Source organism: Streptomyces changchenzhani, assembly GCF_039766235.1.
Classification (GTDB): domain Bacteria; phylum Actinomycetota; class Actinomycetes; order Streptomycetales; family Streptomycetaceae; genus Streptomyces.
Genome location: NZ_JBDHNH010000007.1, coordinates 425,708 through 440,502, shown reverse-complemented (window position 1 = coordinate 440,502; position 14,795 = coordinate 425,708). Strand labels below are relative to the sequence as shown.

The 14,795-nt window shown below is 71.9% G+C and carries 16 protein-coding genes; 5 read left to right on the top strand and 11 right to left on the bottom strand.

All coding sequences use genetic code 11. The annotated features are described in order from the left end of the window. The first annotated feature begins 1 nt into the window (after position 1). Both ABCR94_RS23780 and ABCR94_RS23775 read left to right on the top strand, forming a co-directional pair. The gene (locus tag ABCR94_RS23780; RefSeq protein ID WP_347121965.1) at positions 2 to 1,792 is read left to right on the top strand and encodes a glycoside hydrolase family 15 protein; all 1,791 of its coding nucleotides are present in this window, start codon (positions 2 to 4) and stop codon (positions 1,790 to 1,792) included. Positions 1,793 to 1,796: 4 nt separating this feature from the next. Beyond that, positions 1,797 to 2,552, top strand: a complete 756-nt coding sequence (locus ABCR94_RS23775; protein WP_347121963.1) for an SDR family oxidoreductase — start codon at positions 1,797 to 1,799, stop codon at positions 2,550 to 2,552. A 21-nt stretch (positions 2,553 to 2,573) separates the two neighbouring features. Here ABCR94_RS23775 and ABCR94_RS23770 read toward each other — a convergent pair. From ABCR94_RS23770 to ABCR94_RS23745, 6 genes are all read right to left on the bottom strand, one after another. After that, positions 2,574 to 3,448, bottom strand: a protein-coding gene (locus ABCR94_RS23770) for an IS5 family transposase (protein ID WP_521976805.1) whose coding sequence is annotated in 2 segments (ribosomal slippage) — positions 2,574 to 3,058 and positions 3,058 to 3,448 — 876 coding nt in all. Because the reading frame shifts where the segments join, the coding sequence is not laid out codon by codon here. A gap of 133 nt (positions 3,449 to 3,581) precedes the next feature. Next, positions 3,582 to 4,160 (bottom strand): alkaline shock response membrane anchor protein AmaP, encoded by a 579-nt coding sequence (amaP, locus tag ABCR94_RS23765; protein ID WP_347121962.1) that lies wholly within the window; start codon positions 4,158 to 4,160, stop codon positions 3,582 to 3,584. Between the two features lie 7 nt (positions 4,161 to 4,167). Beyond that, positions 4,168 to 4,887 (bottom strand): DUF6286 domain-containing protein, encoded by a 720-nt coding sequence (locus tag ABCR94_RS23760; RefSeq protein WP_347121960.1) that lies wholly within the window; start codon positions 4,885 to 4,887, stop codon positions 4,168 to 4,170. Further along, positions 4,884 to 5,231 carry an Asp23/Gls24 family envelope stress response protein gene (locus ABCR94_RS23755; RefSeq protein WP_521977633.1) on the bottom strand — a complete coding sequence of 116 codons (348 nt, stop codon included), beginning with the start codon at positions 5,229 to 5,231 and terminating at the stop codon, positions 4,884 to 4,886. Before ABCR94_RS23755 ends, ABCR94_RS23760 begins: the two co-directional genes overlap by 4 nt. 5 nt (positions 5,232 to 5,236) lie before the next feature. Continuing rightward, entirely contained in the window at positions 5,237 to 5,428 is a 192-nt protein-coding gene (locus tag ABCR94_RS23750; RefSeq protein ID WP_347121956.1) for a hypothetical protein, read from the bottom strand. A 44-nt stretch (positions 5,429 to 5,472) separates the two neighbouring features. Continuing rightward, on the bottom strand, positions 5,473 to 5,958 hold the full coding sequence (locus tag ABCR94_RS23745) for an Asp23/Gls24 family envelope stress response protein (RefSeq protein ID WP_347121954.1): 486 nt from the start codon (positions 5,956 to 5,958) through the stop codon (positions 5,473 to 5,475). A 95-nt stretch (positions 5,959 to 6,053) separates the two neighbouring features. Between ABCR94_RS23745 and ABCR94_RS23740 the strand changes: the two genes are divergently transcribed. Next, positions 6,054 to 6,746 carry a hypothetical protein gene (locus ABCR94_RS23740; RefSeq protein ID WP_347121953.1) on the top strand — a complete coding sequence of 231 codons (693 nt, stop codon included), beginning with the start codon at positions 6,054 to 6,056 and terminating at the stop codon, positions 6,744 to 6,746. A gap of 56 nt (positions 6,747 to 6,802) precedes the next feature. On the opposite strand, the gene ABCR94_RS23735 is transcribed toward ABCR94_RS23740, so the two are convergent. The 3 genes from ABCR94_RS23735 to ABCR94_RS23725 all read right to left on the bottom strand — a co-directional run bounded on the left by ABCR94_RS23735 (position 6,803) and on the right by ABCR94_RS23725 (position 9,949). Further along, positions 6,803 to 7,594, bottom strand: coding sequence for an enoyl-CoA hydratase/isomerase family protein (locus tag ABCR94_RS23735; RefSeq protein ID WP_347121951.1), 792 nt, complete (start codon positions 7,592 to 7,594; stop codon positions 6,803 to 6,805). A 128-nt stretch (positions 7,595 to 7,722) separates the two neighbouring features. Then, positions 7,723 to 7,944 carry a helix-turn-helix domain-containing protein gene (locus ABCR94_RS23730; RefSeq protein WP_283516724.1) on the bottom strand — a complete coding sequence of 74 codons (222 nt, stop codon included), beginning with the start codon at positions 7,942 to 7,944 and terminating at the stop codon, positions 7,723 to 7,725. 406 nt (positions 7,945 to 8,350) lie between these two features. Next, a complete protein-coding gene (locus ABCR94_RS23725) occupies positions 8,351 to 9,949 on the bottom strand; it encodes an ABC-F family ATP-binding cassette domain-containing protein (RefSeq protein ID WP_347121949.1) in 1,599 nt (532 codons plus the stop codon). Positions 9,950 to 10,495: 546 nt separating this feature from the next. On the opposite strand from ABCR94_RS23725, the gene ypfJ reads away from it, so the two are divergent. Together ypfJ and ABCR94_RS23715 are read left to right on the top strand one after the other, a co-directional pair. Continuing rightward, complete coding sequence (ypfJ, locus tag ABCR94_RS23720) at positions 10,496 to 11,389, top strand: KPN_02809 family neutral zinc metallopeptidase (RefSeq protein ID WP_347121947.1); 894 nt, start codon at positions 10,496 to 10,498, stop codon at positions 11,387 to 11,389. A 127-nt stretch (positions 11,390 to 11,516) separates the two neighbouring features. Beyond that, positions 11,517 to 11,921 (top strand): VOC family protein, encoded by a 405-nt coding sequence (locus ABCR94_RS23715; RefSeq protein WP_347121945.1) that lies wholly within the window; start codon positions 11,517 to 11,519, stop codon positions 11,919 to 11,921. An 87-nt stretch (positions 11,922 to 12,008) separates the two neighbouring features. On the opposite strand, the gene ABCR94_RS23710 is transcribed toward ABCR94_RS23715, so the two are convergent. Together ABCR94_RS23710 and ABCR94_RS23705 are read right to left on the bottom strand one after the other, a co-directional pair. Further along, positions 12,009 to 13,322 (bottom strand): hypothetical protein, encoded by a 1,314-nt coding sequence (locus tag ABCR94_RS23710; protein WP_347122045.1) that lies wholly within the window; start codon positions 13,320 to 13,322, stop codon positions 12,009 to 12,011. A 236-nt stretch (positions 13,323 to 13,558) separates the two neighbouring features. Next, the gene (locus ABCR94_RS23705; RefSeq protein ID WP_347121943.1) at positions 13,559 to 14,686 is read right to left on the bottom strand and encodes an alpha/beta hydrolase; all 1,128 of its coding nucleotides are present in this window, start codon (positions 14,684 to 14,686) and stop codon (positions 13,559 to 13,561) included. Positions 14,687 to 14,795: the final 109 nt, after the last annotated feature.

Sequence of the window (14,795 nt, the reverse complement as noted above, 5' to 3'; positions counted from 1 at the left end):
CGTGACGCAACTCATCGAGGACTACGCGCTCATCGGAGATCTGCAGACCGCGGCACTGGTCGGCAGGAACGGCTCCATCGACTGGCTCTGCCTGCCCCGCTTCGACTCCCCGGCCTGTTTCGCCGCGCTGCTCGGCGACGAGGAGAACGGCCACTGGCGCGTCGCCCCCGCCGGTGCGGGCAACTGCACCCGCCGCGCGTACCGCGACAACACCCTTATCCTGGAGTCGGTCTGGGAAACCCGCTCCGGCACCGTCAAGGTCACCGACTTCATGCCGCAGCGCGACGAGGCCCCCGACCTCGTACGGATCGTGGAGGGAATCTCCGGCACCGTGTCGATGCGCTCCACACTCCGGCTGCGCTTCGACTACGGGAACGTCGTGCCGTGGATGCGTCGCACCGACGGCCACCGGGTGGCCGTCGCGGGGCCGGACGCCGTATGGCTGCGCAGTGAGCCCGAGGGCCGGGTGAAGACCTGGGGGCAGCAGTTCAGCACCTGCTCGTCCTTCGACGTCTCCGAGGGGGAAAAGGTGGCGTTCGTCCTCAGCTGGCACCCTTCGCACGAACCGCACCCGGAGTTCATCGACCCGCACGATGCCCTGGAACACAGCATCGAGGACTGGGAGGAGTGGGCCGGGCGCTGCCAGTACGACGGTCCGTACCAGGAGGCCGTACTGCGCTCGCTCATCACCCTCAAGGCCCTCATCTACGCCCCGACCGGCGGCATCGTGGCCGCCCCCACCACCTCCCTGCCCGAGGAGATCGGCGGCGTACGCAACTGGGACTACCGCTACTGCTGGCTGCGCGACTCCACCCTGACCCTCGGCGCGTTCGTCGCCGCCGGCTATCTCGACGAGGCCGCGGCCTGGCGCGACTGGCTGCTGCGGGCCGTCGCGGGCGACCCCGCCGACCTCCAGATCATGTACGGGCTCTCCGGCGAGCGCCGACTGCCCGAGACGGAACTGGCGTGGCTGAGCGGCTACGAGGGCTCGTCGCCCGTGCGGATCGGCAATGAGGCCGTCGAGCAGCTCCAGCTCGATGTGTACGGCGAGGTCATCGACTCCCTCTACCTGGCCAGGAGTGCGGGTCTCATGGCCAAGCCGCACGCCTGGAATCTGCAGCTCAGCCTGCTCGGCTTCCTGGAGTCCACCTGGCGCGAACCGGACGAGGGCCTGTGGGAGGTCCGCGGCCCACGTCGGCACTTCGTCCACTCCAAGGTGATGGCGTGGGTCGCGGCCGACCGGGCCGTGCGCACCCTGGAGGAGGACCCGACGCTGCACGGCGACGCGACGCGGTGGCGGGCGATGCGCGACGAGGTGCACCGGGAGGTCTGCGAGAAGGGGTACGACCCCGAGCGGAACACCTTCACCCAGTCGTACGGCTCCACCGAACTGGACGCCGCCACGCTGCTCATCCCCCGGGTCGGCTTTCTGCCTCCCGACGATCCGCGGGTGATCGGGACGGTCGACGCGGTACGTGCCGAACTCACCCACGACGGTCTGATCCGCCGCTACAGCGCGGACGGCACCACCGTCGACGGGCTGCCGGGCGGCGAAGGGGCCTTCCTGGTCTGCTCGTTCTGGCTGGTCGACGCCTTGCGCCTGACGGGTCGGGCGAAGGACTCCCAGGAGCTCTTCGAGCGGCTGCTGGCGCTGCGCAACGACGTGGGGCTGCTGGCCGAGGAGTACGACCCGGTGGCCGGACGGCAGCTCGGAAACTTCCCGCAGGCGTTCAGCCATATCGGCCTGGTGGGATCCGCCCTCGCCCTGCGGGCGGACGACACGGCAGGATAGAGCCATGGATCTTGGACTGAAGGACCGCGTTTACGTCGTCACCGGCGCCACCCGCGGGCTCGGCCTCGCCTCCGCCCGCGAGCTGACCGCGGACGGCGCGAAGGTCGTGCTCACCGGCCGGGACGAGAAGACGGTGGCCGAGGCCGCCGCGGAGCTCGGCCCGAACGCCGTCGGTGTCGCCGCCGACAACGCCGACCCGGCAGTGGCCCAGCGCCTCGTCGACGCCGCCCGTGCGCACTTCGGCCGCTTCGACGGCATCCTCATCAGCGTCGGCGGCCCCGCGCCGGGCTCCGCAGCGGACAATACGGACGACCAGTGGCAGGCGGCCTTCGAGTCGGTCTTCCTCGGCGCGGTCCGGCTGGCCAGGACGGCGGCGGCTTCGCTCGCCGAGGGCGGCGTCATCGGCTTCGTACTGTCGGGCTCGGTGCATGAGCCGATCACCGGCCTGACCATCTCCAACGGCCTGCGCCCCGGCCTGGCCGGCTTCGCGAAGTCCCTCTCCGTCGAGCTGGGCCCGCGTGGTATCCGCGTCATCGGCCTGCTGCCCGCCCGGATCGACACGGACCGGGTGCGCCAGCTCGACGCGCTGTCGGGCGACGCGGACACCGCACGCGCGACCAACGAGTCCCGCATCCCGCTCGGGCGCTACGGCAAGCCGGAGGAGTTCGGCAAGGTGGCGGCGTTCCTGCTGTCCCCCGCCGCTTCGTACCTGACGGGCACGATGCTCCCGATCGACGGCGGATCCCGGCACGGGTTCTAGGGCCTGTTGCGAAAGTGCTGGTCACAGCCACTCATTGATGGCTGCGACGAGGATGGTGGCTTCGTAGCGGACGGCGAGTTTGTCGTATCTCGTGGCGACGGCCCGGTGACGTTTGAGGCGGTTGATCCCGCACTCGACTGCGTGGCGTTCGCGGTAGTCGGCCTTGTCGAACTTCGGCGGTCGGCCGCCACGGGAACCAAGCTTCCTGCGGTTGCGGATCTGGTCCTTCTTCTCCGGGATCGTGCAGCGGATCCCGCGTCTGCGCAGGTAGGCGCGATTCTTCCGGGAGCCGTACGCCTTGTCGGCGCGGACTTTGGCGGGCCGTTTGCGGGGACGCCCCAGCCCCTTGCGGGGTACCCGGATGCGCTCAAGTACCGGTTCGAACTGCGGGGAATCGCCGCGCTGCCCGGCCGTGATCACGATGGACATGGGTTTTTGCCCCTGCTCGACCGCGAGGTGAATCTTGGTGGTCAGCCCACCGCGTGAGCGCCCGAGCCCGTGGTCGTCCGGCTCGGTCTCGACACCTCCGGGCGGCTCCTTCTGGAGATCCCCCTTTTCACCGCACCGGCGGCGTGCTGATGGGCTCGGCACACCGTTGAGTCGACACTCACATCCCAGGTGATCAGGTCCTTCGCGTCGGCCTGGGCCTGCAGTTCGGTGAAGATCCGCTTCCAGGTGCCGTCCCGCTGCCAGCGCCGGAACAGATCGTAGACCCGGTCCCACGGCCCGTACCGCTCGGGCACATCCCGCCACGGCGTGCCGGCCCGGGTCCGCCACCGTATGCCGTTGATCAGCTGCCGCCTGGGCCATATCGGCGGTCGGCCGGACTTACTGCCCTTCGGCAAGAGCGGTTCCAGCCGTACCCACTGTTCGTCTGTCAGATCTCCACGCGCCACACCGTGATCGTTTCACAGTCAAGATCCACTTTCGCAACAGGCCCTAGTACCGCTTCCCGTGCTTCGGCCCCGTCCGGCGTGTGCCAGCAGGCCCGGACGGGGTGTTCTACGGACCGGCCGCGCGCCTGCGCCGTCACGTCACCCGCTGGGCCCTGTGCCGGACCGCCCGCAGCCGGACCTCCGCCGGGAGCGCCGCGAGACCCGCCGAGTCACGTGCGTGCGCCAGCGCCTCGTGCGTGAGACCGGCCAGCGCCTGCGCCGGCTCCGCGTGGGCCTCCAGGACAAGCCCGACCCGCGCCTCGGGCGCGCCCCGACGCCCCGTCAGCCGCACCTGCGCGCGCTGCACGCCGTCCATCAGCGTCGCCTCGCCCGCCACCGCGCTCTCCAGCGCCCGCCCCCGCAGCAGCGCCGCGTCGCCGTCGCCGCTGTCGACCAGCACCTCGGCGAGGCGGGCGCGGCGCAGCTGGGCCAGCAGCCACCACAGGGCGAGCAGGACCAGCAGGGCCAGGGCAGCGACGACCGTGGGCCACCACCAGCCCTCGTCCCGCCACCGGGTACGGCGCGCCTCGCTCAGCAGCACATCGCCCTTCCCGTCGAAGGGCCACCAGGACGGCACGGACAGGCCGAGCCCGGCGGCGAGCACCGCGCCGCCGATGGCGAGCAACGCGAGACCGGCGAGCCCGAGCAGGACGCGATTGACGGTCTTCAGCATCGCGGGGTCACCCCTTCTTGGCCGGACGGCCGACACGCACGGTGAGCCCCGGCTGTCCGGCGAGTCCGAGCTGGCGGATCCCCGCGCCGAGCGCGGCGTCCAAGTCGGTTCGTACGTCGTCGAGTTCACGGAAGTGCGAGACGGCCCGCACGGCCACTTTGGACCGGCCCACCCGCACCTTCGCGGACTGCACCCCGGAGACCTCCATGGCCCGGTCGCGCAGCACCAGCGCCGCCGCGTCGCGGTCGAGCCCCGCGCGCACATCGGGGCTGTCGCGCCGCATCGGCAGCAGGGCGCGCAGCCCCGGGGTGCAGGCGAGGATCAGCAACCACAGGCCGAGCGCCATCGCCACAGCCGCACCGACCAGCACCCACACGTCGTCCAGGGGCCGGTCCGCGAGTTGCGCCGCCAGCTCGCGGCGCCAGCGCATCGCGCTGTGGTCGGCCCGTACCGCCGCGATGTCGTAGAGCAGCAGGCCGGCGCCGCCGAGCACCACGAGGGCGAGCAGCGCGGCCGGCACCCGGCGCGGTGACCAGAAGCGCCGGGCCCTGCCGCCGCTGCCCGCTTCGAGCACCGGTACCGGTTCGTACGCCGCCGCGGACGCGGACTGGTCGAGCTCGGCCGGATCAGGCTCGCGCTCGATGACGGGCAGCCGCTGCGTATGGCCGTCAGGGGCAGCGGGGCCCTCGGGGTCAAAGGGGCTGTCCCGCCTGTCGGGTTCACTCATCGGATCCTCCCCCATTCCGCGCCGAGCACCTTCGCCGAGTGCAGCCGCTCGACCTGAACCGCCACCTCCGGCACTTCCATCCCCGCCAACGCCTTTACCCGCTGGGCGACTTGGCGACGCACCGCACCGCACTGGGCGCCGATGTCGGAGGGATAGCCGAGTTCGACACTGACCCGCACCCGAGCCGTGTCGTGGTGGACGGTCACCGTGGCATGCGGCGCCGCACCGGCGTCCGGGGCCGCGTCGAGCGCCTCACGCGCCGCCTGCGCGGCGATCTTCGCGACGACCCGGTCGGCGATCGTGGTCGCGCCACGCTCCGCCGCTTCGACCCGGCCGGAGGCCATCGCGGTCACCGCCGCCGGTCGCCGCGTTCACGCGCGCGGAACAAGTCGCCGGGGTCCAGGTCGCCGTCGAGGAACCGGCCCGCCACAAAACCGATCGCGCCCAGTGCCGCGACCAGCAAAAAGGCTCCGAAGCCGCCGAAGTATCCGGCGAACCCGAGCGCCATACCGGCCAATAGGCCGACCACCGCCATGCTCATCCTGCGCTCCTCAACTGTGCTCGGCCGAAACCGGACCTGGACGCCTACTGCAGGCGCTGCTCCGGCTCGTCTTCCTCCTCGTCGGGCAGCTTCACATCGCTGACCGCGATATTGACCTCGACGACTTCGAGGCCCGTCATGCGCTCCACCGCCGAGACGACGTTCTCGCGGACGTCACGGGCGACATCGGCGATCGAGACGCCGTAGTCGACGACGATCTCCAGGTCGAGGGCCGTCTGCACCTCACCGACCTCGGCCTTGACCCCGCGGCTGACGGACTTGGCGCCGCCGGGCACCCGGTCGCGGACCGCCCCGAACGTACGGGACAGGCCGCTGCCCATGGCGTGGACGCCCTCTACGTCGCGGGCCGCGAGACCGGCGATCTTCTCCACCACGCCGTCGGCGATGGTGGTACGGCCGCGGGAGGCCGGATCGCCGCCACCCCGCTTGGCCGTCGAGGTCCTCAACCTGTCGCCCTCCGACCCCTTGAGAGGGTGATCGGGCTGGTCGCGCTGTGTTGTGTCAGTCATCGCCGTTCGTCCCTTTCCGAGCGGTATCCGGACTTCGCTGCCCACATTAGGTGCCGATGCCCGATCTCGCGCCCGGGATGCGGCAGGCTGGAGCCATGGCACCCGACGGATGGACGCAGGCGGTACGGGAGCGGCTGGGCCTGGGCAGACTGCTGCCGCTCGGCGGGGCCGCGGACGGTGCGTGGCTGGCGGAACGGGCGGCGATCGGGGTGCTGCGGGGCGCCGCGGCGGGTGTTACGGGGGTCTGCCTGGGGACGCTCAGGGTCGCGCTCGGCGACCCGGGCGCGGCAGTCGCACCGGCCGTGCCGGCGCCGCCGAGCGCGCTGCCGCCGGGGCCGCTGCGGATCGAGGCGGACTTCGCCGCCACCGCCGACGAGCCGCTGCCGCAGGCGGCCTGGCGGTTGCGGGACGCGCTGCTTGCCGCGGCGTCCGACCGGCTGGGGCTCGCGATCGCGGAGGTGGATCTGCGGGTCACGGGTCTGCTGGACGCGGCGCCCGTATCCACGGCCGCCACTGGGCCGACCGGGGGAAACGCCCCCGGGACGCCCCGCCCGGACGGCCCCCGGGAGCGGGCCGCCGCGGCGGCCGTTTCCGTACCCGGGGTGCTGCGTCTGACCAGCACCTTGGGCGCACCCGTGCACCTGGCGGACGGTCATGTGCGGGTGGAGCTGGCGACGGCGGCGGACCATCGGGCGCTGGATGTGGCCCTGGCGGTGCGCGCGGCGGTCGCGAAGTCGCAGGACGGCCACCCCACGGTGGCCGTCCTGGTGACCGAGGTCGGACAGTGAGCGCGCGGCTCTGCCCGGAGAGGCCCTGGTCGGAGAAGCTCTGGTGGGAGAGGCCTTTAGTCGGAGAGACCCGCGATATCGCGGAGGCGGCGGGCCTGCGCCGCGCGCTCGGCGGTGCGCTGCTCCTCGTACGTACGGGAAGAGGCGCCCTGGAGCAGCGCCTTGGTCTCGATCACCGCGTCGCGCGGCGCGGCCAGCAGCGCCGCGGCAAGGTCCGCCACGGCACCGTCGAGTTCGGCAACGGGCACAACGAGGTTGGCCAGGCCCAGGCGCTCGGCCTCCGCCGCGTGGACGAAGCGGCCCGTGGCGCAGATCTCCAACGCGCGGGCGTAGCCGACGAGATGGGTCAGCGGGTGCGTACCGGTGAGGTCGGGGACCAGACCGAGGCTGGTCTCGCGCATGGCGAACTGCACGTCGTCGGCGACGACCCGCAGGTCGCAGGCGAGAGCGAGCTGGAAGCCCGCGCCGATGGCGTGCCCCTGCACGGCGGCGATGGTCACGAGGTCGCTGCGCCGCCACCAGGTGAACGCGGCCTGGTACTCGGCGATGACCTCGTCGAGGTCGCCGTCGGAACCGCGCGCCAGATCGAGGAAGGACGGCTCACCGTCGAACCCTTCGGGCGTGAACGCCTGCCGGTCCAGGCCGGCGGAGAAGGACTTGCCCTCGCCGCGCAGCACCACGACCCGCACGTTGCCCGGAAGCGACCGTCCGGCCTCTGTCAACGCCCGCCACAGAGCGGGAGACTGGGCGTTGCGCTTGGCCGGATTGTTCAAAGTCACCGTGGCAACGGCGTCCTCGACGGTGAGTCGTACGCCGTCCTTGTCGAACATGGAGTCGAGCGAAGCCATGAGGGGTCTCCGGTTCGGGTGGCAGTCGGGCAGATCAGATAAGTGACTGCACAGTAACCACCCGGCCGATCTTGCAACCGACCGGGTGGTCACCACCAAAACCGGTGAGCCGGACTCGCCCGCGACCGTCAGCCCGAAGTGGCCTTCTTGCCGCGCGTCGCCCCGCCGCGTCCCCGCAGCGTGACTCCGGACTCGCTGAGCATCCGGTGTACGAACCCATAGGAGCGGCCGGTCTCTTCGGCCAACGCCCGGATGCTCGCACCGGAGTCGTACTTCTTCTTCAGGTCTGCCGCGAGCTTGTCGCGCGCGGCGCCGGTTACCCGGCTGCCCTTCTTAAGAGTCTCGGCCACCCGTGCCTCCTCAAGGAAGTGCGCTCTGAACTCTCATGATCACCCCTTCGGGGCTTCCTGGCCACCCATTCGGCAAGGTCCGTACAACAACGTTGACCGAACGGGCACCGCCCGCCCTGAGCGGAATCAGACATTCCAGCTGTCCTGCGACATGCGGCGGAACGGCTCGCGGCGGGAAGCAGCAGGTCAGCAGGGCCAAAGGATCAGTGAAACGCAGAGGGCCCGCCCCCTGGGGGACGGGCCGATTTCCGCTGCAAGACACGCGGGGTACGAGAGCCACTCACTCAGATGAAGGATCACCCGTAAGCCGAATGATCCAGTCGAAGTGGATCAGACCTGGATCAAGGGGCCTTCCCGAAGGTTCCCGAGGCTTCCCGAGGTCGGGCGGGCGGCGGCGGGCGGCGGATCAGGCCAGTGAGACAAGATCCTTGTAGTCCGGGCCCCAAAGGTCCTCGACGCCGTCCGGCAGCAGGATGATCCGCTCCGGCTCCAGCGCGTCGACCGCGCCCTCGTCGTGAGTGACCAGGACGACGGCGCCCTTGTACGTGCGCAGGGCGCCCAGGATCTCCTCGCGGCTCGCCGGGTCCAGGTTGTTCGTGGGCTCGTCGAGGAGCAGGACGTTCGCGGACGAGACCACCAGGGTGGCCAGGGCCAGGCGGGTCTTCTCGCCGCCGGAGAGCACCTTGGCGGGCTTGTCGACGTCGTCGCCGCTGAAGAGGAACGAGCCGAGCGTCTTGCGGACCGAGACCAGGTCGAGGTTGGGCGCCGCGGAGCGCATGTTCTCCAGGACCGAACGATCGGGGTCGAGGGTCTCGTGCTCCTGGGCGTAGTAGCCGAGCTTGAGGCCGTGGCCCGGGATGACCTCGCCGGTGTCGGCCGTCTCGGCCCCGCCGAGCAGCCGCAGCAGAGTCGTTTTGCCTGCGCCGTTGAGGCCGAGGATGACGACGCGGGAGCCCTTGTCGATGGCCAGGTTGACGTCGGTGAAGATCTCCAGCGATCCGTACGACTTCGACAGGCCCTCCGCCATCAGCGGCGTCTTGCCGCAGGGCGAGGGGTCCGGGAAGCGCAGCTTGGCGACCTTGTCGGAGACGCGCACCGCGTCGAGACCGGCGAGCAGCCGGTCGGCGCGCTTGGCCATGTTCTGCGCGGCGACGGTCTTGGTGGCCTTGGCGCGCATCTTGTCGGCCTGCGAGTTGAGGGACGCGGCCTTCTTCTCGGCGTTCTGACGCTCGCGCTTGCGGCGCTTCTCATCGGCCTCGCGCTGCTGCTGGTAGAGCTTCCAGCCCATGTTGTAGACGTCGATCTGCGAGCGGTTGGCGTCCAGGTAGAAGACCTTGTTGACGACCGTCTCGACGAGGTCGACATCGTGGGAGATCACGATGAAGCCGCCGCGGTACGACTTGAGGTAGTCCCGGAGCCAGACGACGGAGTCGGCGTCGAGGTGGTTCGTGGGCTCGTCGAGGAGCAGGGTGTCGGCGTCCGAGAAGAGGATGCGCGCCAGCTCGACCCGGCGGCGCTGACCGCCGGAGAGCGTGTGCAGCGGCTGGCCGAGCACACGGTCGGGCAGCCCGAGCGCGGCGGCGATGGTGGCGGCCTCGGCCTCGGCGGCGTACCCGCCCTTGGTGAGGAACTCCGTCTCCAGGCGCTCGTACTTCTTCATCGCCTTGTCGCGGGTGGCGCCCTGTCCGGTCGACATCCGCTCCTCGTTCTCCCGCATCTTGCGCAGGACGGCGTCGAGGTCACGGGCGGAGAGGATCCGGTCACTGGCGAGCATGTTGAGGTCGCCGGAGCTCGGGTCCTGCGGGAGGTAGCCGACCTCGCCGGAGCGGGTGATGGTGCCGCCCGCGGGGGTGCCTTCGCCGGCGAGGCACTTGGTGAGGGTGGTCTTGCCCGCTCCGTTGCGGCCGACGAGGCCGATGCGGTCGCCCTTGGCGATACGGAAGGAGGCGGACTCGATAAGAAGGCGGGCGCCGGCGCGCAGCTCGATGCCGGTGGCGGTGATCACGGAAAAACTCCAGGGCGGAATGGACGGCGGAAGGGGCAGGCGGAGGGGATTTCGACGCCGTCTAATGCACAAGGAGATATGCCATACGGCCCAGTCTACCGGTCGCCGGCCACGGATTTTCTGGCGCGGGCCTCGCCACCGGGCGCAGTGACACCCAGCGGGGTCCGGTCGGGGCGACCCGGCCGAGATCATCCACGGCGACCGGTTCGGCGGTCCGGGAGGTGTCGGCGACGCAGGACTGGGTGCCGATCAGGGCGCCCCGCGCGTGAACCGAACGGTGTGGTTCGAAGGTACATCCCCGGGCCGCGGGCAGCACCCGGCGCAGGTCGCCGCCCATGGTGCGGTACGCCGCGATGCGCTGCGGGGTGACGACGGTGGCCGGAGGGCGGGACGGGGGCCCGGCCGACTCGGCGGGCGGGGGCAGGGGCGTCCCTCGTTCGGCCGCGTTCGGACACCTCCCAGAAAAGGGCGAAAGGCCGTTTATTGGTCGATACTCGGCGCAGGGTGGCGGGCTGCCGTCGCCGTGGAGCAGAGGGTGGTGGGCCCATGCAGTTCGACGACGACGCCGATCTGGACACTTCGGAGGTCCAGGACGTGCGTGGCAGCCGGGTCCCCGGCGGCAGGGCCACGATCGGTGGCGGCATCGTCGGCCTCATCGCGCTGGTCCTCGGGGTGCTGTTCGGAGTGGGGCCTGAGCAGCTCGGGCTGGCCTCCGGCGATCCGGACCCGGCCGCGACGTCCTCGTCACAGGCCCAGGTTCAGCAGACCTGCCGGAAGGGCAGCGACGCGAACACCAAGGAGGACTGCCGGATCCTGGCGGTGGTCAACAGCGTGCAGGACTACTGGCGCCAGGAGTTCACGAGGCGCGAGGCGCGGTACGGGAGCGCCAGGACGGTCTTCTTCAGCAACCGGGTCGGCACGGCGTGCGGCGCCGCGACCTCGGCGGTCGGGCCCTTCTACTGCCCCGGTGACCGGCAGGTCTACCTCGACCTGGGGTTCTTCGAAGAGCTGCGGACCAAGTTCGGGTCGAGCGGCGGCCCCTTCGCGCAGGCGTACGTCGTGGCGCACGAGTACGGCCACCATGTGCAGAACCTGATGGGCACGCTGGGCCGGGCGCAGGACGGCAGGCAGGGCGCCGACAGCAACGCGGTGAAGGTGGAGCTCCAGGCGGACTGCTACGCCGGGGTGTGGGCGCGGCAGGCGACCCGTACGCCCGACGAATCGACCGGGCGGCCGTTGATCACCTCGCTGACGGACCAGGACATCAAGGACGGTCTGGACGCGGCGGCGGCGGTCGGCGACGACCGGATCCAGGAGAAGTTCCAGGGCCGGATCACGCCGGAGTCATGGACGCACGGCTCGGCCGAACAGCGCCAGCAGTGGTTCTACACGGGTTTTCGCACGGGCGACATGGGGAAGTGCAACACCTTCCAGCGGTGACGCCGGGGGCGGGTCGAGGTGCCCCCGGGGCTCTGATCGTGTGCTCCCCCGCGCTCTCCGGGCGTTGTCAGTGCCCGGTGCAAGACTGTTGCCAACGTCACAATCGGCGAGACGGAAGGTGATCGGCATGACCACCGGGACACCGAGTATTTATCCGACCATTACGTACACGGACGCCAAGGCCGCGATCAGGCTGCTGACGGACGCGTTCGGCTTCCGCGAGGTCGCCGTCCACGAGGGCGACGACGGCAGCGTCATGCATGCCGAGCTGGCACACGGCAACGGCATGGTGATGCTGGGCACCAAGGGCAAGGGCGGCACCTTCGACGAAGCCATGTCGAAGGCCGGACCCGCGGGTGTGTACGTCGTCGTGGAGGACGTGGACGCGCACCACGCGCGCGCCGTGGAGCACGGGGTGGAAATCCTGATGCCGCCCACGGACCAGGACTACGGCTCGCGGGAGTACATGGCACGGGACGCCGAGGGCAACGTCTGGAGCTTCGGTACGTACGCACCCGGCTCGGGGGGCTGACGGGCGGGCTCCGGGCCTGGTGGGCTCCGGGTCGGTTCGGGTCCGATCCGGCTTCGGCTCCGACCCGGGTCCGGACCGGCCCCGGATCTACGATCCGCCGGTGTGCACCTGGAATGCCGCCCGGCGTACGGCCTTGGCCAGTGCGGGGTCCGGGTGGGCGGCGGCCAGGGCCACCAGGACCTGGACAGTGCGGGGGTGGCCGACGGCCCGTACCTCGGCCAGCAGGGCGGGGACGGTCGGCTGCACCGCCGACTCAAGGTGGCGGATCAGCAGCTGGGTCTCGCCGTGGTCGGCGACGGCCGCGGCGGTGTCCACCCAGAGCCAGGTGGACTCCTCGCGGGTGAGCACCCCGGCGGTCTCCTCGGGGTCGGCCCCCTCGTGCTCCGCCAGCCACAGGAGGGCGTAGGGCCGTACCGAGGCCTCTGCGGCGGCGGCCCGCACCTCGGCCTCCGCCGGGCCGCCGACCACACGCAGCGCCTCGAAGGCGAGTCCGCGCAGCAGCGCGTCCTCGCCACGGGCCGCTTCGAGGAGCTCGGTGACGGCCCTGGAGACGGGCCGGGCGGCCAGCCAGGCCCGGTACTCGGCGCGGGCCGGGCCCGGGGTGAGACGGGCGCAGCCGCGCAGCATCTTCTCGGCGGACTGCTCGATGTTCCCGGCGGGGCTCTGGGCGGCGACGCAGATCTGCTCCAGCTTGACCCACACCGCCCAGTTGCCGAGCGGGGTCAGGGTGGCGATGCCCCGGCCGAGCGTCAGCGCGCCCACGGCGGCCAGGCCCTCCAGGGCCCAGTCGAGGAGCAGGGTCAGTGGCGCGTCGGGGGCCGGCGCGGGAGGCGGCTGCGATCCGTACGGGACCTCGCAGTGCTCCTCACGGAGTTCGGCGACGCGCTGTTCGAGGAGGTCGAGCAGGGCCGGTACGTACACGGGGCCGGCCGAGAGCTGAAGGAGGGAGAGCACCTGGGGGACGGCTTCCACGACCTCCGCGACGGAGGTGACGGCGATCGCTTCGGGCGCGGGGTGCACGATCGACCAGGCGTCGAAGAGGGCGACCCAGCCGCGCAGTACGGCGGCCTCGTCACGGTCCCAGGCGCGCAGCCGCCAGCCGGGGCGGGTGCCGTCGCCGTGCAGCTCGACGAGCCCGGCGAGTCGTGCCCTGTCCCAGCCCGCGCGCACCTGGGCGGGGGTCAAGTCGAGCTCGGAAGCGGCCTGTTCGACGGTCGTCGGCGAGAGGGTGCCGGCCTGACCTGGCTCCGGGTGGAGCTTCCCGCCCCGCAGAGCGGGCGAGGACCACCGTGCGACACGGACGGCGTCGGCGAGCACCGACCTGGCCTGACGGGCCAGCTCCGCCGGCGGCGGAGTCCCTTCCGGGGGCCTCGGGGCCGGGCGGGTACGCCGGTTCGCCACAGGCCCGGGTACGCCCTGAGAAGTCAGGGGGAGGGAGGCGGCGAGGGGTCGCGGGCCGACAAGTCGGAGCCTGGAGTCGCGCGGGGTACGGGACGTCACGGGAAGCAGTGTCTCCGTTGACGCCCCGAAAGCCCAAACGGAACCGGGCTTGCCACTCATGGCCGGTCCCCGGACGGGCCGCCGCACAGGCTGTGCGGCCGGTCGCGCCCCGGGCGCGGGGGCGGTCGCATCACCGATTACATCAAGGGGGTGAGGAAGCGGCGCAGGGTTTCCTCGTAGGTCGCGGGGTCGGCGTTCCACATGGACGCGTGCGGCGCGTCCGGGACCGTGTGGAGGGTGACCAGGTCGGGCCGGAGCCGGGCCAGTTCACGCGACGGCCCCCACGGGGCCAGGGTGTCCCCCGGCCCGTGGAAGATCAGCGCGGGGACGCGCAGCGCCTCGGGGTCGGCCGCCTCGCGCAGCCGGTCGCCGTGCGGCCCCGTGGCACCCTGGGCGGCCCTGACCGCGAGCGGCAGCAGCGCGCGCGGGGTGCGGCGGGCGGCGGCCAGCGCCCGGACGGTGGCCTCCCAGTCGAGGACCGGGGAGTCGAGCACAAGGCCGCTGATGCGGTGACGGAGGCCCGAGTGGGCTGCGGCGTGCAGCGCCATGGCTCCGCCGGTGGACCAGCCGTGCAGGACGACGCGCTCCGCGCCGTTGCGCACGGCGTAGCGGACGGCGGCGTCCAGGTCGCGCCATTCGGAGTCGCCGAGGTGCCCCAGCCCGCCCGGCTGCCTGGGGGCGCCCGGGTCGCCCCGGTAGGCGAGGTCGAGTACGGGGAACTGCTGGGCGTGCAGGAACCCCATGAGGTTCATGGGGTGCTCGCGGGTGGTGCCGAGGCCGTGCGCGGTGATCACCCAGGTGTCGCGGGCGCCGGGGACGAACCAGGCGGGCAGTGCGCCGAGTTCGCCGGGGATCTCCACGTCCGCGTAGGTGAGGCCGAGTGCGGTGCGGGGGTCGCCGGAGTACAGCTGCGGGGTGAGCCGTACCCGCGCGCCGGTGCGAAGGGCGCCGTGGTCGACCCGCACCAGGCGGCGTACGACGGAGTCGGCGGTGTGCGGGGCGTCCGGGAGGACGGGGCCGACGACCGCGTGGACGCCAGGGCCCTCGATGCCGTACGTGCCGGGGCGCAGGGTCACGAAGCCGCGGGTCAGGGCGACCTGGCCCGCGGCCGTGGCGTGCACGGTGACTTTGGGGTCGGAGGGCAGCGGGCGGCCGGGCGACGCCTTGAGTGCGGCGTCGCCGGCGAGACGGCCGACCGCGACCGCGGCCGCGCCGACGCCGATGAGTGTGGTGACGGCTGCTGCCGTCGCTGTGGCCGGGCGCATCGCCCCAGTGTCCGCATCACGGGGGATCACGGCCAGTGGGCAGGGGCCGTCCGGTGTCCACCCCGGCGTCCTCGCCCGCACTCGCCCGTCCATCCCGGCGCCCGCACTC